Origin of the sequence: Bradyrhizobium niftali, assembly GCF_004571025.1 — a bacterium.
GTDB lineage: Bacteria > Pseudomonadota > Alphaproteobacteria > Rhizobiales > Xanthobacteraceae > Bradyrhizobium > Bradyrhizobium niftali.
Genome location: NZ_SPQT01000001.1, coordinates 387,021 through 413,823 on the forward strand (window position 1 = coordinate 387,021; position 26,803 = coordinate 413,823).

Here is a 26,803-nt window from a genome sequence, read left to right on the forward strand (position 1 = left end):
GTCAAATCACATCCGCCAGCGAATGCCCGTGCAGCTCGATGTTCAGCCCCTGCATGCCCATGTCGGTGATCTCGCCGCCCATCGCCTTCAGGCTCTCTTCGCGGATCAGCGACATCAGCCCGCGGCGCAGCGCCAGAAATTCCGACGACATCATCATCGATTGCTGGCGCGGTCGCTCCAGCGGGATCGGAATCTCCGCCTTGATCGAGCCGGGGCGCGCGGTCATGCAGTAGACGCGGTCGGACAGGAAGATGGCTTCGTCAATGTCGTGGGTGACGAACAGCACCGAGATCTTCAGCCGCTGCCACATGTTGGTGAGGATCTGCTGCATGATGACGCGGGTCTGCGCGTCGAGCGCGCCGAACGGCTCGTCCAGCAGCAGCACCTTTGGCCCCGTCGCGAGCGCGCGGACGATGCCGACGCGCTGCTTCATGCCGCCGGAGAGCTTGTCCGGATAATGCTTCTCGAAGGCCTCGAGCCCGGCGAGCCCGAGCAGGGTGCGCGCGGCGCGCTCGCGCTGGGAGCGCGGCATGCCGCGCATCTTCAGGCCGAACTCGACATTCTCCCGCACCGTCTTCCAGGGAAACAGCGAATATTGCTGGAACACCATGCCGCGCTCGGCGCTGGGGCCGTTGACGCGCTCGCCGTCGACGGTGACGATTCCGGTGGTGGGCTTGAGGAATCCCGCGACCGCGTTGAGCAGCGTCGACTTTCCGCAGCCGGAGGGGCCGACGATCGAGACGAACTCGCCGGGCTTCACATGGATCTGCGTGTCGGTGACGGCCTGGACCGGCCCCTCGATGCTGTCATAGCTGAGGGAAAAATTCCTGACCTCGATATGGCCCTTCGACGGGTTCGCGAGCATCTCGCTCATGTCGACCTCCACGGCATCACCAATTGTCCCGCGCCGCGGATCAACAGGCTCGAACCAAGGCCGAGCACGCCGATCGCGATCATCCCGAGCGCGATGTCCGCATACTGGACCAGCGAATAGGCCTCCCAGGTGAAGTAGCCGATGCCGTACTGCCCCGAGATCATCTCGGCGGCGATCAGCGACACCCAGGCGACGCCCATGCCGACGGTGAGGCCGGTGAAGATATGCGGCAGCGAGGCCGGAAAATACACTTCGCGGAAGATCGAGCGTTCGCGCGCGCCGAGACACTGCGCGGCGCGCACCAGCACCGGATCGACCAGCGACATGCCGTGCAGCGTGTTGACCAGGATCGGGAAGAACGAGCCGAGGAAGGTGATGAAGACGATGCTCTGCTCGTTGGTCGGCCACAGCATGATCGCCATCGGCACCCAGGCGATCGCCGGGATCGGCCGCAGCACCTCCGCGACCGGGAAGATGATCTCATGCACCAGCTTGAAGCGGCCCATGATCAGGCCGAGCGGCACGCCGACGATGGCCGCAAGCGAGAAGCCGATGAAGATGCGCCGGCAGCTCAAGAGGATGTGCATCAGGAATTTCGGATCGTGGATCGCCTTGGTGAAGCTGGCATAGACCGCGAGCGGCGAGGGCACGTTGGTGAAGCGCACGAAGAACACGACCCGGTAGGTCGTGAGCAGGTGCCAGACCAGCAGGAACGCGATCAGCGAGGCGATGCCGATCGCTGTTGCGCGCAGCCGGCCCTGGTTCAGCCGGTACCAGCGCAGCGCGAGCGTGCCGAAGGAGGGCGGTGTCTTGGGCGGTGTCTTGGGCGGAGCGGCGGGCGCCGGGCCCGCCTCCGCGACTGCTGTTGCCGGCATGCTGTCCTCGGGATGTCTGAGGAGGGCGGGACTGCTCACGTCTTGCCTCCGCTGACCGCCGCCTTCACCGCGTCGTCGAAGCCGAGCACCTTGCCGCTGATCTTGGCGGCATGGGCTTCGGCATCCTTCTTCAGCAGGAACGGCGCGACCTCGTCATTGCCGACCGCGAAGAAGGCCTGGTCGGCGAACAGCTTGATGCCGCGGGTGGTGTCGAAGACATAGGCGACGTTGATCTTCTTGCCCTTGGCCTTGAAGTCGGCATAGGAACCTAACGTGCAGGCGGCGGACGCAAACGGCAGGATGCCGGCTTCATCCACCCAGATCTCGCCGGCCTTGCGCGGATCGGTGATCGGCTTCTTGCAGAAAGCGTCCTCGCCGGAAATCTCGTAATTCTTCGTGCTCGCAAGCTGCGCGTCATAGTCGAGCTTCATCTCGGCATAGGCCTTGCGGATGTAGCTGTCGTCGACCCACTTCCTCGGATCGAACTCCTTCATGCGGCCGAGATTCTGGAGCACCTTGACGTCGGTCGTGGCGGCATCGATCAGTGCCGGCTTGACCGTGGGGTCGGTGGTCATGTTGCCGCTGGGGCCGAGGAAGATGTAGACGACCTCCTTGCTGATGCCGGTCCATTCCTGGATCTTCTCGGCGGCGAGCTTGGGATCGTCGCGCAGCCACTGGTTGGCGGCGATCAGCGCCTTGAAGTAGGCGACGACGACCTCGGGGTATTTCTCGGCGAAGTCGGTGCGGACCACGATGCCGTGGAAGGTCGGCAGGTTGGTCTCGACCCCGTCGAAGATCTTTCGCGCGAAGCCGCGGAACGGCAAGAGCTCGGCGAAGGGGACGAAGTCGGCATGCGCGTCGATCTTCTTCTCCTGGAGATTGGTCGAGCCGACCTCCGGGCTCTGGCTGACGAGCTGGAAGAAATCCGATGCGTAGCCGCGGTCCTGCATTGCCTTCAGCACCATGCCGTGCGCGGCGGAGCCGAACGGCACGCTGACCAGCTTGCCCTTGAGATCGGCAAGGTCGTAGTAGGGCGAGTCCTTGTGGACGACGAGGCCGTTGCCGGAGCCGGACAGGCTGTAGGCGGCAACACCGACCAGGCGGCTCTTGCTCTCCGGATTGCTCTCGAAGGTGAAGCCGTTCACGATCAGCGGATAGTCGCCCATCATGCCGATCTGAAGCTTGTTCGCCATCATCGCATTGGTGACGGGCGGGCCGGAGGTGAAATTCTGCCACTCCAGCTCGAACTTGATGTTGGCGTATTTGCCTGACGTCGGCAGGTATTTTTCGAGGAGGTGAAGCTGGCGGATGACGACGCCGGCGGTCACCGTGTTGGTCGTGGTGTCCTGCGTTCCGATGCCGAGCGTGACGGTTTCCGCCGAAGCCGGCTGCGCGAGGATCAGCGCCAGCGACGTCACCGACATCGCGATCGAGAGTGTGGGAAGATGGCGGACCATTCTCATCCTCATTCGGTTGGATGTGCTGTGGTTGCCATGATTGGGTGAGGGCACGGGCAGGGCAAATCCGGAATGACCGCCGCAGTCGATTAGTTGCCGGGAAAAGCTGATTGCATACTCCTTGGGCAGTCCTGCACTATAAAGCCGCTTGCCTGTGCAGCGGCCCTGGCCGCGGGCTCCCTTAATCTGAGGCCTGGCCGCGCATCTCTTCCAGGACGTCGGCGCGGCACACCACGATCTGCGAGCGTTTGGTCACGACGATTCCCTTCTCCTGCATGCGCTTGAGGCTGATCGTGACCCATTGCCGGGTCGCGCCGACCATGTGGGCGATGTCGGCATGGGTGAACGCCGCCGCAATCACGGTGCCGTCGGCGTCCGCGACGCCGTAGAGCTCGACGAGATGCAGCAGGAGATGCGCGAGGCGCTGCGTGATCGAGCGCGTTCCCAGCATTTGGGCCAGCGCCGAGTAGCATTTGCCCTTGAAGGTGAGACCTTCGATCAGGCCGATCGCGAGGTTCGGGATCTCCAAGGCAAGGGACCGCAGTTCCTTTCCAGGCAGGTGCACCACGCTGCAATTGCTGGATGCGACGCCGGACCATTGATGCACGGTGCCTTCGAATACTTCCGGCCCGCCGACGAAATTGCCGACATGCCAATAGGCCAGCGTGATCTCGCGTCCGAGCGGGGACGTGTAGAACACACGGATGCGGCCGCTTTCGATCAGCCAGATGCCGTCATGCTTGCCACCCTGGCTGAACAGCGTCTGGCCGCGGTTGAGCACTTTTCGCCGGCCCTGCTTCAGCACCAGTTCCCGCTCGCGCGGTGAGAGCTTGTCCATCAGCGGCGGCGGTCCGCCGATCCATTGCTGGTTCTCGGTGAGCAGCAGCGAGGAGCTTCCGGCAGGCCGGACTGCCGGGGGAACAGCCCCGCGAACCACATTGGCCGCCTGCAACATCTCTGCCTCCGGAACGTTCAAGTCGTTCTAAAGAGGAGCAATGTCCGTGCCAGATTCACTCCGCTGTCATCGCCCGGCTTGACCGGGCGATCCAGTATTCCAGAGACGTCAATGAGTTATCGAGAGGTCGCGGCGTACTGGATTCGCCGCCTTCGCGGGGAATGACAGCGGAGGCCGTTGCTTGGCTGAAGCGTCTCTCCAGCATCGTCCTGGCGAAAGCCAGGACGACATCGAATGTTGGGTCAGCGCCCCGCCAAACTCAACAAATACGGCTTCGGGTAAATCCCCCGGTTGTGTCCATCCGAAAACGAGATGTTCAGCCCGTAGCCGAGATCGCCGATCTCGATGATGGCGATGCCCGGAAACGCGTCAGGGAAGCGGCCGTCGAAGCGGGCGCGGGTGCAGTGGGCGCATTTGCAGGAGAGGCGAAGCTGCTCGGCCGGCAGGCTCAACGCATCGTCCTGCGTGGTGCGGACGAGGAGCGCGGCGAGATCGGCGCTGGCCTCATAGTTGGCTACGGTTGGTGCCACCACAGTCATGGTCATGACGAACCTCCGAATCCTCTCTACGTCGTCGTGACGCCGCTGCGATAGCAACTAATTGCCAGCGCGAGCGCGCCCGCCTGACCTTCGCTGCCTCCTCTTCAGTCACCGCCCGCGAAATGTGAAACTAATCGACCGGGAATTTCACTTACGAATTGCCGGACTCTGCTCTCTCCGAAACCTTGGGCGCCATCGATGGCCAAGGAGAGACCATGAGCGCATTTCAGAAGGAAACGGTTCTGTCGGTCAGGCACTGGACCGACAACCTGTTCAGCTTCACCGCGACGCGCGATCCCGGCTTCCGCTTCCAGAACGGCCAGTTCGCGATGATCGGGCTCGAGGTCGAAGGCAAGCCGTTGATGCGGGCCTACAGCATGGCCAGCGCCAATCACGAGGAGGCGCTCGAGTTCTTCTCGATCAAGGTGCAGGACGGCCCGCTGACCTCGCGCCTCCAGAAGATCAGGGAAGGCGATATCATCCTGGTCGGCCGCAAGGCCACGGGCACGCTGATCACCGGCAACCTCATTCCCGGCAAGCGCCTTTTGCTGCTCTCGACCGGCACGGGACTCGCGCCGTTCGCCAGCCTGATCAAGGACCCTGATGTCTACGAGAATTACGAGACCATCGTGCTCGCCCATGGCTGCCGTCAGGTCTCCGAGCTCGCCTATGGCGAGCACCTCGTCGAAGGCCTGCTCAACCACGAATTCTTCGGTCCCCTGATCCGCGACAAGCTGGTCTACTACCCGACCGTGACCCGCGAGCCGTTCCGGAACCGCGGCCGCATCACCGATCTGATCGCCTCGAACCAGCTGTTCGACGACATCGGGCTATCCGGCCTCGATATCGAGACCGACCGCATCATGCTCTGCGGCAGCCCGGCGATGCTGGAGGAACTCCCTGCGATGTTTTCAGCGCGCGGCTTTGTCGAGGGCAATCACAACCAGCCCGGCCATTTCGTGATCGAAAAGGCTTTTGTCGAGCGCTGAGGCGCAAATCGCATCCCGGCGACAACTAATTGCTATCGCCGGACAGCCCCCTGAACAAATCTGATGCAAAGGCGCCGGCTATCGGCGAACCAGGAGCAAGCGATGGCACTAGATGAGATCGTCGACGGACTTTCGGAGGTTTCCTGCGATGTGCTGGTCATCGGCGGCGGCACGGCCGGCCCGATGGCGGCACTGAAGGCGAAGCTGAAGAACCCGAAGGCCAACGTCGTCCTGCTCGAGAAGGCCAACGTCAAGCGCTCCGGCGCGATCTCGATGGGCATGGACGGGCTCAACAACGCGGTCATCCCCGGTTACGCGACGCCCGAGCAGTACACCAAGGAAATCACCATCGCCAATGACGGCATCGTCGACCAGAAGGCGGTCTATAAATACGCCCAGAACTGCTACAAGATCATCGAAGAGCTCGACAGTTTCGGCATCCGCTTCCTGAAGAACGAGAACGGCGACTACGCCGTCAAGAAGGTGCATCATATCGGCACCTATGTTCTGCCGATGCCGAACGGCGAGACCGTCAAGAAGGCGCTGTACCGTCAGCTCCGCCGCGCCCGCATCCTGATCTCCAACCGTTACATGGCGACGCGGCTGCTCAAATCGTCTGACGGCCGTATTGCCGGTGCGATCAGCGTCAACACCCGCACCGCCGAGATGCTGGTGATCAAGGCCAAGGCCGTGATCCTGTGCATGGGCGCCGCCGGCCGCCTTGGTCTGCCGACCTCCGGCTACATGTTCGGCACCTACGAGAACGCCGCCAATTCCGGCGACGGCTACTCCATGGCCTATCACGCCGGCGCGGCGCTCGCGAACCTCGAATGCTACCAGATCAACCCGCTGATCAAGGATTATAACGGCCCGGCCTGCGCCTACGTCGCCGGTCCCTTCGGCGCCTTCACCGCGAACAACCAGGGTTCGCGCTTCATCGAATGCGACTACTGGTCCGGCCAGATGATGCTGGAGTTCTACAACGAACTTCTGTCCGGCAAGGGTCCGGTGTTCCTCCAGCTCAAGCATCTTCACCCCGACACCATCTCGGAGATCGAATCCACCTTGCACAAGGTCGAGCGTCCCACGCGCGGCCTGTTCCAGCAGGGGCGCGGCGTCGATTACCGCAGCGAATCGATCGAGATGCACATCTCCGAGATCGGCTTCTGCTCCGGCCACAGCGCCTCCGGCGTGTTCGTCGACGACAATGCCCGCACCACCGTGCCCGGCCTCTACGCCGCCGGCGACATGGCGAGCGTGCCGCACAATTACATGCTCGGCGCCTTCACCAACGGCTCGGTCGCCGGCATCGATGCGATGGAGTTCGCCGACAGCCACGACTTTGCGGAGTTCGACGCCGCCGATGTCGCGCTGGAGCGCGACCGCGTGATGGCGCCGACCAAACGTGAGGACGGCATTCCGCCGAACCAGGTCGAGTACAAGACCCGCCGTCTCGTCAACGACTATCTCCAGCCGCCGAAAGTCACGCGCAAATACGAGCTCGGCATGCGCCGCCTCGCCGAGGCGCGGGAAGACATGCAGGAGCGTATGATCGCGCGCAACGCGCACGAGCTGCTGCGCGCCCTCGAGGTGCAGTCGATCATGGACTGCGCCGACATGGCGGTACATGCCTCGCTCTACCGCGAGGAGAGCCGCTGGGGCCTCTACCACTGGCGCACGGATTTCCCGGAGAAGGACAACGAGAACTGGTTCTGCCACACGCTGCTGAGCAAGCGGGACGGCAAGATGACCAGCGAGAAGCGCGCCGTCGAACCGTACGTCGTGCCGATCGCCGACGACGAGAAGGACCTCTACGACAAGCAGCGCATCCGCGCCTCCGCCTGATCCACCAGAACATAGCAACAGGAGACATCCAATGCCTCTCGCTTCCTATCAGACATCGGTTCCGGTGGTCGTCGACGACGCCAAGTGCATTGCGGACAAGGGCTGCACCGTCTGCGTTGACGTCTGCCCGCTCGACGTGCTGCGCATCAGCGAGATGACCAACAAGGCCTACATGGCCTATGACGAGTGCTGGTACTGCATGCCCTGCGAGGCCGATTGCCCGACCGGCGCCGTCACCGTCAACATTCCCTATCTGTTGAGGTGATCATGTCGAGCCCGTTCGAGTCCTACGACGATCTCGAAGACGCCGACGAGCGGCTTCAGGCCGCCGATCCCGCGGAGCGCCGTGTCGCCATCATCGCGCTCGGCCATTCCGGCGATCCCGCCGCCGTCGGCCATCTCGCCAACATGGTCCCAGATCCCGACGCCGGCGTGCGCCAGCAGGTGGCGATGGCGCTCGGCGAGTTCGACGGGCCGGAAGCGGCGAGCGCGCTCGTCAAGCTGCTGGTCGATCCCGAGAGAATCGTCGCATCGGCCGCCGCCGACAGCATGGCCGAGTTCAAGGATCCGGCCTGTGCCGAGATCATCCTGCCGCTGGTCAAGCATGCCCACGCCTTCGTCCGCATGGGCGCGCTGCGCGCGCTGAAGGAGCTGCGCTGCAAGGACACGCTGAAGCCGGCGCTGGAAGCGCTCCAGGATGCGGATGCCGCCGTGCGCGTGCAGGCGATCGGTGTGATCGGCTTCCTCAAGCTGGAGGAATCCATCCCCGCGCTGACCGCGCTGATCAACGATCCCGACGCGCATGTGCGCCGCGCCTCGGTCAGCGCGCTGGCGTTCTCGCAGTTGAAGCCCGCGGCGGAGACGATCACGCGCGCGCTGAAGGATGCGGACTGGATGGTGCGCGAGATGGCGGCGGAGACGCTGGGCCTCAACGTCAATGGTTCGCTCGCGGCCGATCAACTGATCGCCTGCCTTGCCGACGAATTCTGGCAGGTGCGGCTGAAGACGATCCGCAGCCTCGGCAGGATGAAGATCGAGCGTGCGGTGCGCCCGATCGGCAATTGCATCAATCATGACCAGGCCAATTTGCGGAAGGAAGCGGCCGCCGCGCTCGGCGAGATCGCCCATCCCGACGGCGAGGCGTTCCTGGCCGTCATCGCCGACGATGCCGATCCTGATGTGCGCAAGAACGCACGCTGGGCGCTGCAGCAGATCGCGGCCCGCAAGGCGCGCGCAGGCGCATAGAGGCACGAGCAGGGGCATACCGGCCCTTCGCTGCCGGTCTGGACTTCCCCTGCCAGACGTTTATTGGTCTTCGCCAATGGGATCGGCTGCCGTGAACGCGGCCGGTCCTTAGAAACAGCGAGGACGCCGGCCATGACGACATTGACTGTCAAAGACCTTCTCCCCGAGGATGGCACGCGGGGAACGCTCGTCGGCCGCGTCTGGCTGCCGCAGGTCAATGGCCCCGCCGTTGTCGCCGTGCGCAGCGATGGCGTCTTCGACGTCACCGCCAAATTCCCGACCATCAGCGCGCTCTGCGAGGAGGACAATGCCGCCAAGGCGCTTGCCGCGACCAAGGGCGAACGCATCGGCGAACTCGAGGCCATCGTGGCCAATACGGCCCCCGATGGGCGCGACCCGAAAAAGCCGTGGCTGCTCGCGCCGGTCGATCTCCAGACCCTGAAGGCGGCCGGCGTCACCTTTGCCATCTCGATGCTGGAGCGCGTGATCGAGGAGCGGGCCAAGGGCAATCCGGCCTCGGCCGAAGCGATCCGGAAAGAGGTGACGCGGCTGATCGGTGACGATCTGTCAAAGCTCAAGCCGGGCTCGGACCAGGCGATGCATCTGAAGCAGGTGCTGATCGACCAGCACGCCTGGAGCCAATATCTCGAGGTCGGCATTGGCCCCGATGCCGAGGTCTTCACCAAGGCTCCGACCCTGTCCTCGGTCGGCACCGGCATGGACGCAGGCCTGCATCCGAAGTCGACCTGGAACAACCCCGAGCCGGAGCTCGTGCTGTTCGTTTCGAGCCGCGGCAAGATCGTTGGCGGTTCGCTCGGCAACGACGTCAATTTGCGCGACTTCGAGGGGCGTTCGGCGCTGCTGCTGTCGAAGGCCAAGGACAACAATGCGTCCTGCGCGATCGGCCCGCTGCTGCGCTTGTTCGACGAGAGTTTTTCGCTCGACGACGCGCGCAAGCTCGACATCAGCCTGAACGTGAAGGGGACGGACGGTTTCGTCCTCGACGGCCATTCCTCGATCAGCAAGATCAGCCGCGATCCGACCGACCTCGTCGAACAGACCATCGGCAAGGTCCATCAATACCCCGACGGCTTCGTGCTGTTCCTCGGCACCATGTTCGCGCCGGTCAAGGATCGCGATGCGCCGGGGCAGGGGTTCACCCACAAGCGCGACGACATCGTCACGATCGCCGCGCCCCAGCTTGGCAAGCTCGTCAATCGCATGCGCACCAGCGACGAGTGCGAGCCCTGGACGTTCGGCATCGGTGCGCTGATGAAGAGCCTCGCGCAGCGGAAGCTGATCTAGCTCGCTGCTCTTCGCCTCTCCCCGCCTGCGGGGAGAGGCCGGAATTCGCGCGAAGCGCGGATTCCGGGTGAGGGGGACTCTCCACGCGTCGATTTGGATGATAGACGCAAAGCTCTATCCACATCGTCATTGCGAGCGCAGCGAAGCAATCCAGAATCGGTCCGCGGAGGGACTCTGGATTGCTTCGCTGCGCTCGCAATGACGAGGAGGAGAGGTTGCGAGTCCATTTGTCACCGTCTTCGCGGAGAGAGCCCCTCACCCCAACCCTCTCCCCGTAAGAACGGGGCGAGGGAGCGCACCGTCGCTGTCGCAACACCCCGCATCATTTCCTTCATCTCCTCGTTGCATCGCCGGAACAAAATCGCGCTGGGCGTGTCATAGAGCCACCCATCCTGCCAACGTGTGGTTTGCTCCAAATAGTCAGATAATATGACTAGTCGGAACCAATCTTCTGTGAAATAGTGCCTTCCGCCGCCCGCAAAGGGCGGTTTGGGGGTGCCATGCTACCAATCGGCGCCCGAGATAAACACAAGATCACTCTTGGGAGACACGCCTGATGACCCCTAAAGCCCTCTTTGCGGCCACCGCTACCGCCGCGTTGTTGCTCGCGCTGCCGGCGAAGGCCGCCGACCTCACCATCGGCTTCTCGCAGATCGGATCGGAATCCGGCTGGCGCGCGGCCGAGACCTCGGTCTCCAAGCAGGAGGCCACCAAGCGCAAGGTCAATCTCAAGATCGCCGACGCGCAGCAGAAGCAGGAGAACCAGATCAAGGCGATCCGCTCCTTCATCGCGCAGAACGTCGATGCGATCTTCCTCGCGCCCGTCGTCTCGACCGGCTGGGACTCGGTGCTGAAGGAAGCCAAGGAGGCCAAGATCCCGGTCGTGCTGCTCGACCGCGACATCGATCCCTCCGGCAAGGAGCTCTATCTCACCGCCGTCACGTCAGACAGCGTGCATGAAGGCGAGGTCGCCGGCGACTGGCTGGCCAAGACCGTCGGCAACAAGGCCTGCAGCATCGTCGAATTGCAGGGCACGGTTGGCGCGAGCGTCGCCGCCAATCGCAAGAAGGGCTTTGACACCGCCATCGCCAAGCATGCGAACCTGAAGGTGGTGCGCAGCCAGACCGGCGACTTCACCCGCGCCAAGGGCAAGGAGGTGATGGAGAGCTTCATCAAGGCTGAAGGCGGCGGCAAGTCGATCTGCGCGGTCTATGCGCATAACGACGACATGATGGTCGGTGCGATCCAGGCGATGAAGGAAGCCGGCCTCAAGCCCGGCAAGGATATCCTCACCGTCTCGATCGATGCGGTTCCCGATATCTTCAAGGCCATGGCTGCCGGCGAAGCCAATGCCACGGTCGAGCTGACGCCGAACATGGCGGGCCCCGCACTCGATGCCATCGCGGCCTTCAAGGACAAGGGCACCGTTCCGCCGAAGTGGATCCAGACCGAGTCCAAGCTCTATACAGCAGCCGACGATCCGCAGAAGATCTACGACAGCAAGAAGGGCCTCGGTTATTGAGGCGGGTGCCGCGCCGGGCCGCTCCTCGTGGTCCGGCGCCCCCCTTCGAAACCGCTGCGCGAACGAATAGGCTGGGTGTCCGCGTCATCAGCGGGCGCCGGTAGGAGTGACGTTGCTATGGAGAACAGCCCCGATCCTGCCTCGCCCCTTCTGGAGGTGCGCGGGATCAGCAAGAGCTTCGGTGCTGTGCGTGCGTTGCAGGAGGTCGACTTCACGCTTCGCGCCGGCGAGATCCATGCGCTGCTCGGGGAGAACGGCGCCGGCAAGTCCACGCTGATCAAGGTCGTCACCGGCGTATTCCCGCGCGATGCCGGCGTCGTCCGGCTCGGCGGCGAGGAGGTCGCGCCGCGCTCGGCCAAGGCCGCGCTTCAGGCCGGCATCGCCACCGTCTACCAGGAGGTCAATCTGCTGCCGAACCTCTCGGTAGCGCAGAACCTGTTTCTCGACCGCCAGCCGATGCGCTTCGGCATCGTGCGCGACGGCGAGATGCGCCGCCGCGCCAAGACGCTGCTCGCCGACTTCGGCCTCGACATCGACGTATCAGCGCCGCTCGGCAGCTATTCCGTCGCCGTGCAGCACGTCACCGCGATTGCGCGCGCCGTCGATCTGTCCGCGCGCGTGCTGATCCTGGACGAGCCGACCGCGAGCCTCGACCGTCACGAGGTCGAGATCCTCTTCGGCATCATGCGCCAGCTTGCGGGGCGCGGCATCGGCATCGTCTTCGTCAGCCACTTCCTCGACCAGGTCTACGAGATCTCCGACCGCATCACCGTGCTGCGCAACGGCCGCCTGGTCGGTGAGCGCGAGACTGCGTCGCTGCCGAGGATCGAATTGATCCGCATGATGCTCGGCCGCGAGCTTGCGGAGACCACCAGCGTGCGGGCGGCGACGCGCGAGCCTCAGCCGCGCGAGATATGCGCGAGCTTCGAGAATTACGGCAAATCCGGCTATGTCGCGCCGTTCAATCTCGAGCTGCGTCATGGCGAGGTCGTCGGCCTTGCCGGCCTGCTCGGCTCGGGCCGCACCGAGACGGCGCGGCTGGTGTTCGGCGCCGAGCGCGCCGATCGCGGGCAGGCGAAGGTGGAGGGCGCGCCCGTGCGGCTGCACTCGCCGCGCGACGGCGTGCGCCACGGCTTTGGCTATTGCCCGGAGGAACGCAAGACCGACGGCATCGTCGCCGAGCTCAGCGTGCGCGAGAACATCGTGCTGGCGCTCCAGGCCAAGCGCGGGCTGCATCGCCCGCTGTCGCGCCGCGAGCAGGACGAGATCGCGCGCCGCTACGTCAAGATGCTGGACATCCGTCCACCCGATCCGGATCGCCCCGTGGGCCTGCTCTCCGGCGGCAACCAGCAAAAGGTGCTGCTGGCGCGCTGGCTTGCGACCTCGCCGCGGCTGCTGGTGCTGGACGAGCCGACCCGCGGCATCGACGTCGGCGCGCATGCCGAGATCATCCGCCTGATCCGCGAACTCTGTGACGATGGGCTCTCGCTGCTCGTGATCTCCTCGGAGCTGGATGAGATCGTGACCTATTCGGATCGGGTCGTGGTGCTGCGCGACCGCGCCCATATCGAGGAGCTCGCGGGCGAGGCGATCGATGTCGGCAACATTCTTGCGGCCATCGCGGCCGACGGCGCCGCCATCGCGCATGAGGGGCGGGCATGACAGCGCTGCTGCCGCGCCGCGGCCTTGCCCAGATCCTCGCATTGATCGTCATCCTCGCGGTCGACCGCGTGGTGTCGCCGCAATTCTTCGACCTGCGCCTTCAGGACGGCCGTCTGTTCGGCAGCCTGATCGACGTGCTCAACCGCGGCACGCCGGTGGCGCTGCTCTCGCTCGGCATGGTGCTGGTGATTGCGACGCGCGGCATCGACCTCTCGGTCGGCGCAATCATGGCGATCTCGGGCGCGATTGCGGCCAGCCTCGCTGACAGCCACGGCCTTCCGGTCGTGCTGGCGGCCGCGCTTGGCGCCGGCCTCGTCTGCGGCTTGTGGAACGGCTTTCTCGTCGCCGTGCTCGGCATGCAGCCGATCGTGGCGACGCTGATCCTGATGGTGGCGGGGCGGGGCATCGCCCAGCTCATTACAGAAGGGCGTATCGTGACGTTTTCCTCGCCCGACCTGGTCTGGCTCGGCAATGGCGCCATCCTCGGCCTGCCGGTGCCGGTCGCGATCGCCTTGGGCATGCTGATCCTCACCGGCGCGGTGGTGCGCGGCTCCGCGCTCGGGCTCCTGATCGAGGCGACCGGCGGCAATGCGCGGGCGAGCGAGCTTGCCGGCGTCGGCACCCGGGCGATGATCCTGTCGGTCTATGTCTGGTGCGGCGTCTGCGCCGCGTTGGCCGGCGTGATCGCCGCGGCCGACATCATGGGCGCGGATGCCAACAATGCCGGCCTCTGGCTCGAGCTCGATGCCATCCTGGCCGTGGTGATCGGCGGCACGTCACTGTTCGGCGGCCGCTTCAGTCTTGTGCTCGCGGTGCTGGGGGCGCTGATCATCCAGACCATGAACACCGGAATCCTGTTGTCAGGCTATCCGCCGGAATTCAACCTGCTGGTCAAGGCGGTGGTTGTGCTCGCTGTTCTGCTGCTGCAATCTCCGAAATTCTCGGGGCTTGCCGGTATCGCTGCGCGGCTGCGGAGGACGAAAGCATGAAAGGCCTGCCGCCCGTCCTGATCACGGCCATCGTGCTCGTCGCGGGCTTCGCGCTCTGCGCCATGCAATTCCCCAACATCGCCTCCACCCGCGTGGTCGGCAATCTCCTCACCGACAACGCCTTCCTCGGCATCGTCGCGACCGGGATGACCTTCGTCATCATCTCCGGCGGCATCGACCTGTCGGTCGGCTCGGTGATCGGCTTCACCACCGTCTTCGTCGCGCTGGCGATCGAGCGCTGGGGCGTGCCGCCGCTGGTCGCCTTCGTCGCCATCCTCGCGCTTTCGGCGGCGTTCGGCGCCGCGATGGGCGCGGTCATCCATGTCTTCGACCTTCCGCCGTTCATCGTGACGCTGGCAGGGATGTTCCTGGCCCGCGGCGCGAGCTTCCTGCTCTCGACGGAATCGGTGCCGATCACCGCGCCGGTCTATTCCACCGTGTCCGACTTCGCGCTGCGAATGCCCGGTGGCGGACGTCTGACGGCGATTGCGATCATCATGCTCGTGATCGTGGTCGGCGGCGCCTTGCTGCTGCATCTCACCCGGTTCGGTGCCAATGTCTATGCACTCGGCGGCAGCCGGACGACCGCGAGCCTGATGGGTGTTGCGGTGGGCAAGATGACGGTGAAGATCTACATGCTGTCGAGTCTGCTCGCGGGAATCGCCGGCATCGTGTTCTCGTTCTACACCAGTGCCGGCTACTCGCTCTCCGCCGTCGGCGTCGAGCTCGACACCATCGCGGCCGTCGTGATCGGCGGCACGTTGCTCACGGGCGGGCAGGGCTCTGTGATCGGCACCTTCCTCGGCGTGCTTATCCAGGGCCTGATCCAGACCTACATCAATTTCGACGGCACGCTGTCGAGCTGGTGGACCAAGATTGCGACCGGCGTATTGCTGTTCGCCTTCATTGCCTTGCAGCAGGGGCTGGTCGCGCTCGCGCGCCGGCCCGTGGCCAAGAGTGCGGGAGCTGCCACATGACCTCGCGCATCGTCGTCATCCCGACGCGCCGGGCTCACTCCAACCACGCGGAAGTGGCCCGCTCGATCGGCGTCGACATCATCGCCGGCCGTTACGCGGAGGGGACACGCCTGCCGGGTGATGCCGAGATGATCGCGATGTTCGGCGTGTCGCGGCCGGTGCTGCGGGAGAGCGTGAAGACGCTGGTGGCCAAGGGCCTGCTCACCACCAAGGCGCGGGTCGGCACCGTCGTGCGCGAGCGCGCGGCCTGGAACATGTTCGACGCCGACGTGCTGGCCTGGCATCTCGACGCCGGCATCGACAAGCGTTTCCTCAACGACCTCGCCGAGATCCGTCTTGCGGTCGAGCCGCGCGCGGCCGAGCTCGCAGCGAAGCAGCGGTCCGAGGAGGACGTCGTCGAGCTCCGGCGCAGCATGGAGAGCATGCGCCGTGAAGCCTCCGACTCGGTGGGCTTTGCCGATGCCGACCTCGCGCTCCACGTTGCCGTGGCGCGGGCCTCCGGCAATCTGTTCATGCGCTCGATCGGGCATGTCATCGAGGCCGCACTTCGCGCCTCCTTTCTGCTCAGCGCGCCGGTCGAGCCGGAGGACCGCGACACCGTGCTGCTCTGGCATCAGAAGATCGTCGACGCGATCGAGGCCGGCGATGCCGAGGCGGCATCGGAGGCCATGATCTATGTCATTCACAACGGCATGCACCGCCACGAGGGTACGGTGATCGAGACCGCCCCGGCCGATGCGCTGCCATCAGCGGATACTGGAGAATAAGCGTGACCGACCTTCGCATCGCCATCGTCGGCTTCGGCAAGATCGCGCGCGACCAGCATGTCGGCGCGATCGCAGCGGTACCGGGCGCGACGCTCGCGGCCGTTGCCAGCCGCAATGCCTCGCTGCCGGAGCTGCCGCATTTTTCGACCATCGAGGAGCTGCTGGAGAAGGGCCCGGTGATCGACGCGGTCTCGCTCTGCACGCCGCCGCAGGTGCGGCGCGCCCAGGCCGCCGCAGCGCTCGCCGCCGGCAAGCACGTCATGCTGGAAAAGCCGCCGGGCACCGGCGTTGCCGAGCTGGACCCGCTGATTGCCATGGCGGTCGATGCCAAGTGCACGCTGTTTGCGACCTGGCATTCTCGCCATGCGCCGGCGGTCGAGCCGGCCCGCGAATGGCTGGCGACGCGCCGGATCAAGTCCGTGCACATCAACTGGAAGGAAGACGTCCGCGTCTGGCATCCCGGCCAGGCCTGGATCTGGGAGCCGGGCGGGCTCGGCGTGTTCGATCCCGGCATCAATGCGCTGTCGATCCTGACCCGCATCCTGCCGAAGCCGGTGTTCGTCACCGCGGCAGACCTTGCCTTCCCCGCCAACTGCCAGGCGCCGATTGCCGCGAACCTGAACCTGACCGACATCAACGGCCTGCCCATCACCGCCGAATTCGATTTCCGCCAGACCGGGCCGCAGAGCTGGGATATCGTCGTGGAAACCGACCAGGGCCGGATGACCTTGTCCGGCGGCGGGCGTCGGATGGCTGTCGACGGCAAGGCCATTGCCGAGGCGCCCGATCAGGAATATTGCGAGCTGTACCGGCGCTTTGTCGCGCTTGCGGCGACCGGCGCAAGCGATGTCGATCTGGCGCCGCTGCGTCTCGTCGCCGACGCCTTCCTGCTCGGCAGGCGCACGATCGTCGAACCTTTTGTGGACTGAACATGGCTGGCTCGAAGATCACAAAAGACGTTTTCGGAAAGCTGCCGGACGGCCGCAATGTCGAGCGCATCGTGCTGCGCGGGGAGGGTGGCTTTGAGGCCCGCATCATCACCCATGGCGCGGTGATCCAGGCGCTGATCGCGCCGGACGCCAAAGGCGGCTATGACGACGTCGTGCTCGGCCATGACGCCTTCGCCGGCTATCTCGCCGAACGTAAATTCCTGGGCGCCACCGTCGGCCGCTACGCCAACCGTATCGCCAAGGGACGGTTCTCGCTCGATGGCGAGACGGTGCAGCTCCCCGTCAACAATGGCCCGAATGCGCTGCATGGCGGCCTCGACGGCTTCGACCGCAAGCTCTGGGAGATCGCCGGGATCGACGAGGGCGCCGAGCCCGCGGTGACGCTCACCTATACGAGCCCCCACGGCGAGGAGAACTATCCGGGCCGCCTCGATGTGCGCCTGACCTATCGCGTCACCGGCCCGGCCGAGCTGTCGCTGATGATGGAGGCGCGGACGGACCGTCCGACCATCGTCAATTTGACCAACCACAGTTTCTTCAATCTGGAGGGCGCGACATCGGGCGCGCCTATCCTCGACCACAGGCTGACGGTCGCTGCCGAGCATTTCCTCGCGATCGATCCCACCGCCATTCCGCTGCCGGAGCCGCCGCGCACGGTGGCCGGCACGCCGTTCGACTTCCGCAGCCCGCATACCGTGGGCGAACGCATCCGCGAAAACGATCAGCAATTGCAGAGCGGCAGGGGCTATGACCACACTTACTGCCTCGGCCGCGACGGCAAGCTCGCGCTCGCGGCGCGGCTGGAAGCCCCGCTTTCGGGACGCATCATGGAGCTGTTCACCAATCAGCCCGGCATCCAGGTCTATTCCGGCAACTATCTCGACGGCACGATCTCGGGCAAGGGCGGCAAGCTGATCCGGCAATCGGACGCCATGTGCCTGGAGCCGCATATCTGGCCTGATGCGCCGAACCGGCCGGATTTTCCGAGCCCGCGTCTCGATCCCGGCGGAATCTACCGGCATCACACCGTCTATCGCTTTGCAGCGAGGGCGTCATGATGGAAGAAGTGCCGACCACCGTTCTCTCCGCCGAGCAGTGTCATCTCGGCGAAGGGCCGACCTATGATCTGACCACCGATACCGCCTGGTGGTTCGACATCCGCGAAGGACGCCTGTTCGAGGCGCATCTCGGCAGTGGCGCGATCCGCGTCCACGGGCTCGGCCGGATGGCGAGCGCGCTCGGACGCATCGATGCCGAGCGGCAGCTGGTCGTCGCGGAGGATGGCCTCTACATCCGCAGTCTCGCCGACGGCGCGATGACGCTGTTCTGTCCGCTCGAAGCGGACAATCCCACGACGCGCTCCAATGATTGCCGCGTGCACCAGTCCGGCACGTTCTGGATCGGCACCATGGGCAAGAAGGCCGAGCGGGGGGCGGGCGCGATCTACGCGCTTCACCGCGGCAAGATCTCGACGCTGTTTCCCGGCATCAGCATTCCCAATTCGATCTGCTTCTCGCCGGATGGCGCGACCGGCTACTTCACCGACACCGCGCGCGCGGTGCTCTATGCGGTGCCGCTCAATCCCGCCACCGGCCTGCCGCGCGGCGAGCCGGAGGTGCTGCTCCGCCACACCGGCATCGGCGGTCTCGACGGCTCGGTGTGCGACGCCGACGGGCAGATCTGGAATGCGTGCTGGGGCGCGAGCCGTATCGACGTCTACAGCCCGCAGGGCGAGCGGCTGCGCTCACTGAGCGTGCCGGCCAAGCAGGCGAGTTGCCCGGCCTTCGTCGGCCCCGACTTGTCGCGTCTCCTCGTCACCTCGGCCTGGCAGGATATGGATGCGGCGGCGCGCGCCGCCGATCCGCAAGCCGGCTGCACCTTTCTGCTGAAGGCCTCCGCGCATGGTCGCGCGGAGCCCGACGTCAAGCTCGCATAGGAGGACCCCAGGCACTCGACCGACGTTCGCTACGACCGAAGAAACAGTCTGACACCTAAGGGAGTGAAGCATGCTGAAACTGAAGACGACAATCCTCGCGCTGGCGCTGGCCGGCGCTGCGACGATGGCCGCAGGCGTTCCCGCCTCAGCGCAGGACAAGGCGACCGTCGGCATCGCCATGCCGACCAAATCGTCGGCGCGCTGGATCGACGACGGCAACAACATGGTCAAGGTGCTGAAGGAGCGCGGCTACAACACCGACCTGCAATACGCCGAGGACGACATTCCGAACCAGCTCTCGCAGGTCGAGAACATGGTGACCAAGGGTGCGAAGGCGCTTGTGATCGCCGCGATCGACGGCACCACGCTGTCCGACGTGCTCAAGCAGGCCAAGGCCAAGGGCATCACTGTGATCGCCTATGACCGCCTGATCCGCGGCACGCCGAACGTCGACTACTACGCGACCTTCGACAATTTCCAGGTCGGCGTGCTCCAGGCGGAGTCGCTCGTGCAGGGCCTCGGCCTCAAGGACGGCAAGGGTCCGTTCAACATCGAGCTGTTCGGCGGCTCGCCGGACGACAACAACGCCTACTTCTTCTATAATGGCGCGATGAGCGTGCTGAAGCCGTACATCGACAGCGGCAAGCTCGTCGTCGTGTCCGGCCAGATGGGGATGGACAAGGTCGCGACCTTGCGCTGGGACGGCGCCACCGCGCAGGCCCGCATGGACAACCTGCTCAGCGCCTACTACGGCAACAAGAAGGTCAACGCCGTGCTGTCGCCCTATGACGGCCTGTCGATCGGCATCATCTCCTCGCTGAAGGGCGTGGGCTATGGCAGTGCTGACCAGCCGATGCCCGTCATCTCGGGCCAGGACGCCGAGGTGCCCTCGATCAAGGCGATGCTGCGCGGCGATCAGTATTCGACCATCTTCAAGGACACCCGCGACCTCGCCAAGGTGACTGCCGACATGGTCGACGCGGCGCTCGCCGGCAAGCAGGTCTCGGTCAACGACACCAAGACCTACGAGAACGGCGTCAAGACCGTGCCGTCCTATCTGCTCAAGCCGGTCGTGGTCTACAAGGACAATTGGGAGAAGGTCCTGGTGGACAGCGGCTACTACAAGAAGGCGCAGTTCCAGTAGGATTCTCTCTTTCCCCTCTCCCCGCGCGCGGGGAGAGGGTCAGGGTGAGGGGGGCTCTCCACGGGGACGGTGACAGCTGCCCTCGCGGAGACTCCCCCTCACCCGATCGCTTCGCGATCGACCTCTCCCCGCAAGCGGGGCGAGGTGAAGTAACGGATGGGATATGAAGCCATGACCGCCATGCTGGAGATGCGCAACGTCAGCAAGAGTTTTGCCGGCGTCCAGGCGCTGCGCGACGTCAACTTCTCGGTTCATGCCGGGCAGATCCACGCGCTCGTCGGCGAGAACGGCGCCGGCAAGTCCACGCTGATGAAGGTGCTGAGCGGCGTCTATCCGCACGGCAGCTACGAGGGCACCATCATCTTCGAGGGGGAGGAGCGCCACTTCCGCGACATCAACGATTCCGAGGCGCTCGGCATCATCATCATTCATCAAGAACTTGCGCTGATCCCGCTGATGTCGATCGCGGAGAACATCTTTCTGTCACATCCGCCGTCAAAACTCGGCGTGATCGATCGCGACGAGGTGTACCGGCGCACGCGCGAGCTGCTGGCGCAGGTCGGCCTCAGGGAATCGCCGGACACGCTGATCACCGATCTCGGCGTCGGCAAGCAGCAGCTGGTCGAGATCGCCAAGGCGCTGTCCAAGCGGGTGCGGATGCTGATCCTGGACGAGCCGACCGCGAGCCTGAACGAGGCCGACAGTGCCGCGCTGCTCGAACGCCTGATGGTGTTCCGCGAGCAGGGCATCGGCTCGATCCTGATCTCGCACAAGCTCAACGAGGTCGCCAAGGTCGCCGACCACATCACCGTGCTGCGCGACGGCCGGACCGTCGACAGCATCGACTGCCATGCCGAGCCGATCCAGGAAGACCGCATCATCCGCAGCATGGTCAACCGCGATATGGCTCACCGTTTCCCGGAGCGTAGCGCAAAGATCGGCGAGCCGGTCCTCAACGTTGAGAACTGGTCGGTCTATCACCCCATCCATCCCGAGCGGCAGGTGATCAAAAACGTCGATTTCGGCGTGAAGCGCGGCGAGGTCGTCGGCATTGCCGGGCTGATGGGCGCCGGCCGCACCGAATTCGCCATGAGCCTGTTCGGCCGCTCCTGGGGCACCGATATCAGCGGCCGGATCCGGCTCGAGGGCCGGGAAATCGTGCTGTCGAGCGTCGCCGCCGCGATCGACGCGGGCCTTGCCTATGTCACCGAGGACCGCAAGCAGCTCGGCCTGATCCTCGCCGACGACGTCCGCAAGAACATCACGCTCGCCAGCCTCGACCAGGTCGCGCCTAACCGGGTGATCGACGACATCGCCGAGCTGAAGGTCGCCAGCGACTACCGCAACCGCATGCGCATCCGCTGCTCCGACGTCTACCAGGAGACCGGCCAGCTCTCCGGCGGCAACCAGCAGAAGGTCGTCCTGTCGAAATGGCTGATGACCGACCCCAAGGTGCTGATCCTGGACGAGCCGACAAGGGGCATCGACGTCGGTGCCAAATACGAGATTTACTGTATCATCAACGAGCTGGCGGAAGCCGGCCGCGGCGTCGTGGTGATCTCCTCGGAGATGCCCGAGCTGCTCGGCATCTGCGACCGCATCTGCGTCATGAACGACGGCGCCTTCGTCGGAGAGTTCAAGGGCGCCGAGGCGACGCAGGAGAAGATCATGCGCGCCATCATGCGCAACCAGAGAAGCAACGGAAACGGCGTGCCTGAGGCCGCGGAGATGGGAGGATTGCAGCCATGACCGACAAGACGGTTTCGCTGCCCGAGGAGCGCCGGCACGGCAGCTTCATCAAGAACAATTTGCGCAATTACGGCATGCTGATGTCGCTGATCGCGATCATGCTGTTCTTCCAGGTCATGACCGGCGGCACGCTGCTCCAGCCGCTCAATTTGACCAACCTGGTGCTTCAGAACAGCTACATCGTCATCATGGCGCTCGGCATGCTGCTGGTGATCGTCACCGGCCATATCGACCTCTCGGTCGGTTCGGTCGCGGGCTTCGTCGGCGCGGTGGCCGCCGTGCTGATGGTGACCTGGAAGGTCGACTACACGCTGGCCTTCATTGCCTGCCTGCTGCTGGGCGCCGCGATCGGTGCGGCGCAGGGCTATTGGGTGGCCTATTTCAAGATTCCGTCCTTCATCGTGACGCTGGCCGGCATGCTGGTGTTCAAGGGCCTTGCGCTTGCGGTGTTGCAGGGCCAGTCGCTCGGGCCGTTTCCGGCGACCTTCCAGAAACTGTCCTCGGGCTTCATTCCGGAGATCCTGCCCGAGGCCGGCACGCTGCATCCGACCTCCATGCTGATCGGTGCCTTGCTCGCGCTCGGCCTCGTCTATGCCAGCGCCAAGGGAAGGTCGCGCGAGCAGTTACACGGCATCGAGGTCGAGCCCTACGCGTTCTTCCTCGGCAAGAGCATCCTGCTGGCCTGCGCCGTGCTCTATTTCACCTATCTGATCGCCTCGCATCGCGGCCTGCCCAACGTGCTGGTGATCATGACCGCGCTGATCGCGCTCTACGGCTTCGTCACCCGCCGCACCGTGATCGGCCGGCAGGTCTACGCAGTCGGCGGCAACGCGAAAGCTGCAAGCCTGTCGGGCATCAAGACGGAGCGGCTGACCTTCTTCACCTTCGTCAACATGGGCGTGCTGGCCGCGCTCGCCGGCCTCGTCTTCGCCGCGCGTCTCAACACCGCGACGCCGAAGGCGGGCTTGGGCTTCGAGCTCGACGTCATCGCCGCCTGCTTCATCGGCGGCGCCTCGGCCTATGGCGGTGTCGGACGCGTCGGCGGCGCCGTGGTCGGCGCCATGATCATGGGCGTGATGAACAACGGCATGTCCATCCTCGGCATCGGCATCGACTATCAGCAGGTCATCAAGGGCCTGGTGCTGCTGGGGGCCGTGTGCATCGACGTGTATAACCAGCGGCGGTGACGCTTCGTAGTCGTAGGGTGGGCAAAGGCGCGTAAGCGCCGTGCCCACCATCTTTCCACGATCGCGCGAGAAGTGGTGGGCACGCGTCCACCTTCGAGCTACGGCGGCCGCTTTGCCCACCCTACGGCAGTCGCGACTGCGTCGCCGCCGGAAGCCCTCGACGCCTCGCGCTTGAATGCATCTTGTCGAAGACACCCGCAAATCCGTTCAGGAAGCGCGCCGGCTCGGCATCGACGTTTCTTCGGCGTTTGTTCCGCGCGACTTCCCGTTCGGGTGAGCTATTGCTCACTTGATGGGTATATGATCGAATGACCGGATGGACCAAAGTCGGCCGAAACCCGATCTCATCATCTTCGATTGCGACGGCGTGCTCGTCGACAGCGAGCTATTGAGCTGCCGGTGCCTGTCCGAGGTGCTGGCCGAATTCGGCCTCCCGCTCAGCGAAGAGCAGGCGCTCGAGCTGTTTCTCGGACGCAGCACCAAGGCGATCGAGCAGCATTACCGTGATCTCGGGCAGGTCGTGCCGGATGGCTTTCTGCCGCGCCTGAAGTCGCGCGTGCTGGAGACGTTTGCCGCCTCGCTCGAGCCGATCCCCGGGGTCGGGGCGGTGATCTCCAAACTCACCACGCCGTTCTGCGTGGCCTCGTCCAGCGACATCGACCGCGTCTCGCTTTCGCTCGATGTCACCGGTCTTCGGGCGCATTTCGGCGCGCGGCTCTACACTGCGCAGATGGTCAGGCACGGCAAGCCGGCGCCGGATCTCTTCCTCCACGCGGCGGCGCAGATGGGCGCGGAGCCCCCGCGCGCGCTGGTGATCGAGGACAGCGTCAGCGGCGTGCAGGCGGGCAAGGCGGCCGGCATGACCGTCTGGGGATTTGTCGGCGGCAGCCATTATCGCGCCCGCGGCGGCCGCGCTATATTGTCCGCCGCCGGGGCCGATCGGGTCTTCTCGCGCATGAGCGATTTCTGGGAGGCGTGATTTCAGCCATGGCCGCCGAGAACGACAAATCGAGACTCGACGACGCCGCGCGGGCCGGCTGGCTCTATTTCATCGCCGGCCACACCCAGGACGAGATCGCGAAGATGCTCCAGGTCTCGCGCGCCTCGGCGCAGCGGCTGGTCTCGCTCTGCCTTGCCGAGCGTCTCATCACCTTCAGGCTCGAACATCCCATCGCCGCCTGCATGGAATTGGCGGCGCGCCTGAAGCAGCGGTTCGATCTCGTCCATTGCGAGGTGGTGCCGGAAGATCCCGCCGCGCCGCAGGCGACCGCCGGTATTGCCGAGCGCTGCGCCAACCTGCTCGACTCCACGCTGCGCTCGGAGACCCCCGTCATCGTCGCGCTCGGCACGGGACGGGCGGTGCGCGCCGCGGTCGAGCGCGTCACGCCGATCGACCGGCCCAATCACCAGATCGTCTCGCTGGTCGGCAACATCTCCGCCGACGGTTCGGCAAGCTTCTACGACACCGTCGGCCGGCTCGCCGACCGTACCGGCGCGCGGCACTACCCGATGCCGCTGCCGTTCCTGATGTCGTCGGAGGACGAACGCAACAAGATGGTGCGCATCGAGCCGATCGCGAAGGTGAAGGCGGTCGCGGCCAAGGCCGATTTACGCCTCGTCGGCATCGGCCAGATGGACCAGAAGGCGCAGGTCCATGTCGACGGCTTCGTCACCCGCGACGAATTGTTCGAGATGATGCGCCTGGGGGCGATCGGCGAGATCACCGGCTGGGCCTATGACGCCAAGGGCCGCATGCTCAAGGCCGGCACCAACAAGCGCCTCACCAGCATTCCCCCGGAAGTGCCGGCCAAGACCACGACCATCGGCGCCGCGGTCGGCGCCGCCAAGGTCCCGGCGATCACGGCGGCGTTGAGCGGAGGCCTGATCAACGGCCTGATCACGGACGAGGCGACGGCAAGGGCGATTTTGGAGCGCTGAGGCGGGGTAGCGCTTCCAGCGTCAGCGAGGCGAATGGTCTCTCCACCCACATCGGTGTCATCGTCCGCGAAGGCGGACGATCCAGTACGCCGCGGCCACGCTTGGGGCAAACCAATAGACGACACGGCGTACTGGATGCCCCGCCTGCGCGGGGCATGACGCTGAGTGTGGGCGATAGCTCGGCGCCTCACCAGCATTCCGCCGGAAGTGCCGGCGAAGGCCACGACCATCGGCGCCTCGGTCGGCGCTGGAGCGCTGAGGCGCGGGATTTCGCTGCTCGCGCCGCTGTCATCGTCCGCGAAGGCGGACGATCCAGTACGCCGCGGCCACGCTTGAGGCAAACCAATAGACGTCACGGAGTACTGGATGCCCCGCCTTCGCGGGGCATGACAGCGTGGGTGAGGCTACACCTCCATCCTCACTCCCTCCCGCACCGCAGCACTCATAAGTTGCCAAAACGCCCGCGCGCCTGCTTGACAATCCTACGTCCGTGAGGTGAACATACGCCCAACGCGTGAGCATATGCTCAAAACGCGAGTTTGAGGGAGGTCACCGTGAAATACGTCCTCGGCGCCGTTTGCGGCGCGTCCGTGCTGCTGGCCGTCCCCGCGATGGCCGAAACCACCCTGACGATCGCCACCGTGAACAACGGCGACATGATCCGCATGCAGGGGTTGACCGGTGAATTCACCAAGCAGAATCCAGACATCACCGTGAAATGGGTGACGCTGGAGGAGAACGTGCTGCGCCAGCGCGTCACCACCGACATCGCCACCAAGGGCGGCCAGTTCGACGTGCTGACCATCGGCACCTACGAGGTGCCGATCTGGGCCAAGAAGGGCTGGCTGGTGCCGCTCGCCAATCTCGGCGCGGACTACGACGTCGCCGACCTCCTGCCCAAGATCAAGGATGCGGTCTCCGTCGACGGCAAGCTCTACGCCGCGCCCTTCTACGGCGAGAGTTCGATGGTGATGTACCGCACCGACCTGTTCGACAAGGCCGGCCTGAAGATGCCGGAAAACCCGACCTGGGATTTCGTGATCGACGCGGCCAAGAAGCTCACCGACAAGAGCGCCGGCACCTACGGCATCTGCCTGCGCGGCAAGGCCGGCTGGGGCGAAAACATGGCGTTCCTCTCGGCGATGGCCAATTCCTACGGCGCGCGCTGGTTCGACGAGAAGTGGGAGCCGCAGTTCAACACGCCGGAATGGAAGACGACGCTGACGACCTACGTCAATGTGATGAAGGAAGCTGGCCCTCCCGGCGCAAGCTCCAACGGCTTCAACGAGAACCTGGCGCTGTTCAACGCCGGCAAATGCGCAATGTGGATCGACGCGACGGTCGCGGCGTCCTTCGTCACCAATCCCAAGGAGTCCAGGGTCGCCGACAAGGTCGGCTTCGCGCTGGCGCCCAACACCGGGCTCGGCAAGAACGCCAACTGGCTGTGGGCGTGGAGTCTCGCGATCCCTGCCGGCTCGAAGAAGTCGGACGTCGCCGAGAAGTTCATCGCCTGGGCGACCAGCAAAGACTACACCAAGATCGTGGCGGCGAAGGAGGGCTGGGCCAATGTGCCGCCAGGCACGCGCACCTCGCTCTACCAGAACCCTGAATATCTGAAGGTCGCGCCGTTCGCGAAGCTGACGCTGGCCTCGATCGACGCCGCCGATCCGAACAAGCCGACGGTGAAGCCGGTGCCTTACGTCGGCGTGCAGTATGCCGCGATCCCCGAATTCCAGGGCATCGGCACGCAGGTCGGCCAGCAGTTCTCGGCCGCGCTTGCGGGATCGATGACGGTCGATGCCGCGCTCGCCGGGGCGCAATCCGTGACCGAGCGCGAGATGAAGCGCGCCGGCTACATCAAGTGAACCCGAGCTCTCCCTCCTGAGCTCAAACTGGCG

General features: G+C 65.0%; 24 protein-coding genes. 19 read left to right on the top strand and 5 right to left on the bottom strand.

Features of this window, described 5'->3' with window-relative positions:
• Position 1: 1 nt before the first annotated feature.
• The 5 genes from E4K65_RS01715 to E4K65_RS01735 form a co-directional block, all read right to left on the bottom strand.
• The gene (locus E4K65_RS01715) at positions 2–874 is read right to left on the bottom strand and encodes an ABC transporter ATP-binding protein (protein WP_167770442.1); all 873 of its coding nucleotides are present in this window, start codon (positions 872–874) and stop codon (positions 2–4) included.
• A complete protein-coding gene (locus E4K65_RS01720; RefSeq protein ID WP_135172625.1) occupies positions 871–1,788 on the bottom strand; it encodes an ABC transporter permease in 918 nt (305 codons plus the stop codon). Before E4K65_RS01720 ends, E4K65_RS01715 begins: the two co-directional genes overlap by 4 nt.
• Positions 1,785–3,206 carry an ABC transporter substrate-binding protein gene (locus E4K65_RS01725; RefSeq protein WP_167770444.1) on the bottom strand — a complete coding sequence of 474 codons (1,422 nt, stop codon included), beginning with the start codon at positions 3,204–3,206 and terminating at the stop codon, positions 1,785–1,787. Before E4K65_RS01725 ends, E4K65_RS01720 begins: the two co-directional genes overlap by 4 nt.
• 181 nt (positions 3,207–3,387) lie before the next feature.
• Positions 3,388–4,161: a Crp/Fnr family transcriptional regulator gene (locus tag E4K65_RS01730; protein ID WP_135172627.1), complete on the bottom strand. Its 774-nt coding sequence runs from the start codon at positions 4,159–4,161 to the stop codon at positions 3,388–3,390.
• Positions 4,162–4,403: 242 nt separating this feature from the next.
• Complete coding sequence (locus tag E4K65_RS01735) at positions 4,404–4,700, bottom strand: gamma-butyrobetaine hydroxylase-like domain-containing protein (protein ID WP_167770529.1); 297 nt, start codon at positions 4,698–4,700, stop codon at positions 4,404–4,406.
• Positions 4,701–4,915: 215 nt separating this feature from the next.
• Here E4K65_RS01735 and E4K65_RS01740 point away from each other — a divergent pair, with 215 nt between their 5' ends.
• From E4K65_RS01740 to E4K65_RS01835, 19 genes are all read left to right on the top strand, one after another.
• The gene (locus E4K65_RS01740) at positions 4,916–5,689 is read left to right on the top strand and encodes a ferredoxin--NADP reductase (protein ID WP_135172629.1); all 774 of its coding nucleotides are present in this window, start codon (positions 4,916–4,918) and stop codon (positions 5,687–5,689) included.
• Positions 5,690–5,791: 102 nt separating this feature from the next.
• A complete protein-coding gene (locus tag E4K65_RS01745; RefSeq protein WP_167770445.1) occupies positions 5,792–7,534 on the top strand; it encodes a fumarate reductase/succinate dehydrogenase flavoprotein subunit in 1,743 nt (580 codons plus the stop codon).
• A gap of 31 nt (positions 7,535–7,565) precedes the next feature.
• A complete protein-coding gene (locus E4K65_RS01750; protein WP_011085981.1) occupies positions 7,566–7,799 on the top strand; it encodes a 4Fe-4S dicluster domain-containing protein in 234 nt (77 codons plus the stop codon).
• A gap of 2 nt (positions 7,800–7,801) precedes the next feature.
• Positions 7,802–8,779 (top strand): HEAT repeat domain-containing protein, encoded by a 978-nt coding sequence (locus E4K65_RS01755; protein WP_167770446.1) that lies wholly within the window; start codon positions 7,802–7,804, stop codon positions 8,777–8,779.
• 132 nt (positions 8,780–8,911) lie between these two features.
• Positions 8,912–10,084: a fumarylacetoacetate hydrolase family protein gene (locus E4K65_RS01760; RefSeq protein WP_135172632.1), complete on the top strand. Its 1,173-nt coding sequence runs from the start codon at positions 8,912–8,914 to the stop codon at positions 10,082–10,084.
• Positions 10,085–10,640: 556 nt separating this feature from the next.
• On the top strand, positions 10,641–11,606 hold the full coding sequence (gene ytfQ / locus E4K65_RS01770) for a galactofuranose ABC transporter, galactofuranose-binding protein YtfQ (RefSeq protein ID WP_135172634.1): 966 nt from the start codon (positions 10,641–10,643) through the stop codon (positions 11,604–11,606).
• 117 nt (positions 11,607–11,723) lie between these two features.
• Complete coding sequence (locus E4K65_RS01775; protein WP_167770447.1) at positions 11,724–13,268, top strand: sugar ABC transporter ATP-binding protein; 1,545 nt, start codon at positions 11,724–11,726, stop codon at positions 13,266–13,268.
• Complete coding sequence (locus E4K65_RS01780) at positions 13,265–14,257, top strand: ABC transporter permease (RefSeq protein WP_092188809.1); 993 nt, start codon at positions 13,265–13,267, stop codon at positions 14,255–14,257. The genes E4K65_RS01775 and E4K65_RS01780 overlap by 4 nt, the downstream gene beginning before the upstream one ends.
• Positions 14,254–15,234 carry a galactofuranose ABC transporter, permease protein YjfF gene (gene yjfF, locus E4K65_RS01785; protein ID WP_135172636.1) on the top strand — a complete coding sequence of 327 codons (981 nt, stop codon included), beginning with the start codon at positions 14,254–14,256 and terminating at the stop codon, positions 15,232–15,234. Before E4K65_RS01780 ends, yjfF begins: the two co-directional genes overlap by 4 nt.
• Positions 15,231–16,001 (top strand): FadR/GntR family transcriptional regulator, encoded by a 771-nt coding sequence (locus E4K65_RS01790; RefSeq protein WP_135172637.1) that lies wholly within the window; start codon positions 15,231–15,233, stop codon positions 15,999–16,001. Before yjfF ends, E4K65_RS01790 begins: the two co-directional genes overlap by 4 nt.
• Before the next feature lie 2 nt (positions 16,002–16,003).
• Complete coding sequence (locus tag E4K65_RS01795; protein WP_135172638.1) at positions 16,004–16,930, top strand: Gfo/Idh/MocA family protein; 927 nt, start codon at positions 16,004–16,006, stop codon at positions 16,928–16,930.
• Between the two features lie 2 nt (positions 16,931–16,932).
• Positions 16,933–18,009, top strand: coding sequence for an aldose epimerase family protein (locus E4K65_RS01800; protein WP_135172639.1), 1,077 nt, complete (start codon positions 16,933–16,935; stop codon positions 18,007–18,009).
• Positions 18,009–18,887: an SMP-30/gluconolactonase/LRE family protein gene (locus tag E4K65_RS01805; RefSeq protein WP_167770530.1), complete on the top strand. Its 879-nt coding sequence runs from the start codon at positions 18,009–18,011 to the stop codon at positions 18,885–18,887. Before E4K65_RS01800 ends, E4K65_RS01805 begins: the two co-directional genes overlap by 1 nt.
• Positions 18,888–18,957: 70 nt before the next feature.
• Positions 18,958–20,031: a multiple monosaccharide ABC transporter substrate-binding protein gene (gene chvE, locus E4K65_RS01810; RefSeq protein ID WP_135172641.1), complete on the top strand. Its 1,074-nt coding sequence runs from the start codon at positions 18,958–18,960 to the stop codon at positions 20,029–20,031.
• Between the two features lie 171 nt (positions 20,032–20,202).
• Positions 20,203–21,780, top strand: a complete 1,578-nt coding sequence (mmsA, locus tag E4K65_RS01815) for a multiple monosaccharide ABC transporter ATP-binding protein (RefSeq protein ID WP_135172642.1) — start codon at positions 20,203–20,205, stop codon at positions 21,778–21,780.
• Positions 21,777–22,967 (top strand): multiple monosaccharide ABC transporter permease, encoded by a 1,191-nt coding sequence (mmsB, locus tag E4K65_RS01820; RefSeq protein WP_135172643.1) that lies wholly within the window; start codon positions 21,777–21,779, stop codon positions 22,965–22,967. The genes mmsA and mmsB overlap by 4 nt, the downstream gene beginning before the upstream one ends.
• A gap of 316 nt (positions 22,968–23,283) precedes the next feature.
• Complete coding sequence (locus E4K65_RS01825; protein ID WP_135172644.1) at positions 23,284–23,946, top strand: HAD family hydrolase; 663 nt, start codon at positions 23,284–23,286, stop codon at positions 23,944–23,946.
• Positions 23,947–23,954: 8 nt separating this feature from the next.
• Positions 23,955–24,905 carry a sugar-binding transcriptional regulator gene (locus tag E4K65_RS01830; protein ID WP_135172645.1) on the top strand — a complete coding sequence of 317 codons (951 nt, stop codon included), beginning with the start codon at positions 23,955–23,957 and terminating at the stop codon, positions 24,903–24,905.
• A gap of 611 nt (positions 24,906–25,516) precedes the next feature.
• Positions 25,517–26,770, top strand: a complete 1,254-nt coding sequence (locus E4K65_RS01835) for an ABC transporter substrate-binding protein (RefSeq protein WP_235885478.1) — start codon at positions 25,517–25,519, stop codon at positions 26,768–26,770.
• The last annotated feature ends 33 nt before the right edge of the window (positions 26,771–26,803 follow it).

Coding starts and splice junctions, on each gene's coding strand:
- E4K65_RS01715 (WP_167770442.1), bottom strand. CDS start 874: ATGAGCGAGATGCTCGCGAACCCGTCGAAGGGCCATATCGAGGTCAGG.
- E4K65_RS01725 (WP_167770444.1), bottom strand. CDS start 3,206: ATGGTCCGCCATCTTCCCACACTCTCGATCGCGATGTCGGTGACGTCG.
- E4K65_RS01730 (WP_135172627.1), bottom strand. CDS start 4,161: ATGTTGCAGGCGGCCAATGTGGTTCGCGGGGCTGTTCCCCCGGCAGTC.
- E4K65_RS01735 (WP_167770529.1), bottom strand. CDS start 4,700: ATGACTGTGGTGGCACCAACCGTAGCCAACTATGAGGCCAGCGCCGAT.
- E4K65_RS01740 (WP_135172629.1), top strand. CDS start 4,916: ATGAGCGCATTTCAGAAGGAAACGGTTCTGTCGGTCAGGCACTGGACC.
- E4K65_RS01745 (WP_167770445.1), top strand. CDS start 5,792: ATGGCACTAGATGAGATCGTCGACGGACTTTCGGAGGTTTCCTGCGAT.
- E4K65_RS01750 (WP_011085981.1), top strand. CDS start 7,566: ATGCCTCTCGCTTCCTATCAGACATCGGTTCCGGTGGTCGTCGACGAC.
- E4K65_RS01755 (WP_167770446.1), top strand. CDS start 7,802: ATGTCGAGCCCGTTCGAGTCCTACGACGATCTCGAAGACGCCGACGAG.
- E4K65_RS01760 (WP_135172632.1), top strand. CDS start 8,912: ATGACGACATTGACTGTCAAAGACCTTCTCCCCGAGGATGGCACGCGG.
- ytfQ (WP_135172634.1), top strand. CDS start 10,641: ATGACCCCTAAAGCCCTCTTTGCGGCCACCGCTACCGCCGCGTTGTTG.
- E4K65_RS01775 (WP_167770447.1), top strand. CDS start 11,724: ATGGAGAACAGCCCCGATCCTGCCTCGCCCCTTCTGGAGGTGCGCGGG.
- E4K65_RS01780 (WP_092188809.1), top strand. CDS start 13,265: ATGACAGCGCTGCTGCCGCGCCGCGGCCTTGCCCAGATCCTCGCATTG.
- yjfF (WP_135172636.1), top strand. CDS start 14,254: ATGAAAGGCCTGCCGCCCGTCCTGATCACGGCCATCGTGCTCGTCGCG.
- E4K65_RS01790 (WP_135172637.1), top strand. CDS start 15,231: ATGACCTCGCGCATCGTCGTCATCCCGACGCGCCGGGCTCACTCCAAC.
- E4K65_RS01800 (WP_135172639.1), top strand. CDS start 16,933: ATGGCTGGCTCGAAGATCACAAAAGACGTTTTCGGAAAGCTGCCGGAC.
- E4K65_RS01805 (WP_167770530.1), top strand. CDS start 18,009: ATGGAAGAAGTGCCGACCACCGTTCTCTCCGCCGAGCAGTGTCATCTC.
- chvE (WP_135172641.1), top strand. CDS start 18,958: ATGCTGAAACTGAAGACGACAATCCTCGCGCTGGCGCTGGCCGGCGCT.
- mmsA (WP_135172642.1), top strand. CDS start 20,203: ATGACCGCCATGCTGGAGATGCGCAACGTCAGCAAGAGTTTTGCCGGC.
- mmsB (WP_135172643.1), top strand. CDS start 21,777: ATGACCGACAAGACGGTTTCGCTGCCCGAGGAGCGCCGGCACGGCAGC.
- E4K65_RS01825 (WP_135172644.1), top strand. CDS start 23,284: ATGGACCAAAGTCGGCCGAAACCCGATCTCATCATCTTCGATTGCGAC.
- E4K65_RS01830 (WP_135172645.1), top strand. CDS start 23,955: ATGGCCGCCGAGAACGACAAATCGAGACTCGACGACGCCGCGCGGGCC.
- E4K65_RS01835 (WP_235885478.1), top strand. CDS start 25,517: ATGGCCGAAACCACCCTGACGATCGCCACCGTGAACAACGGCGACATG.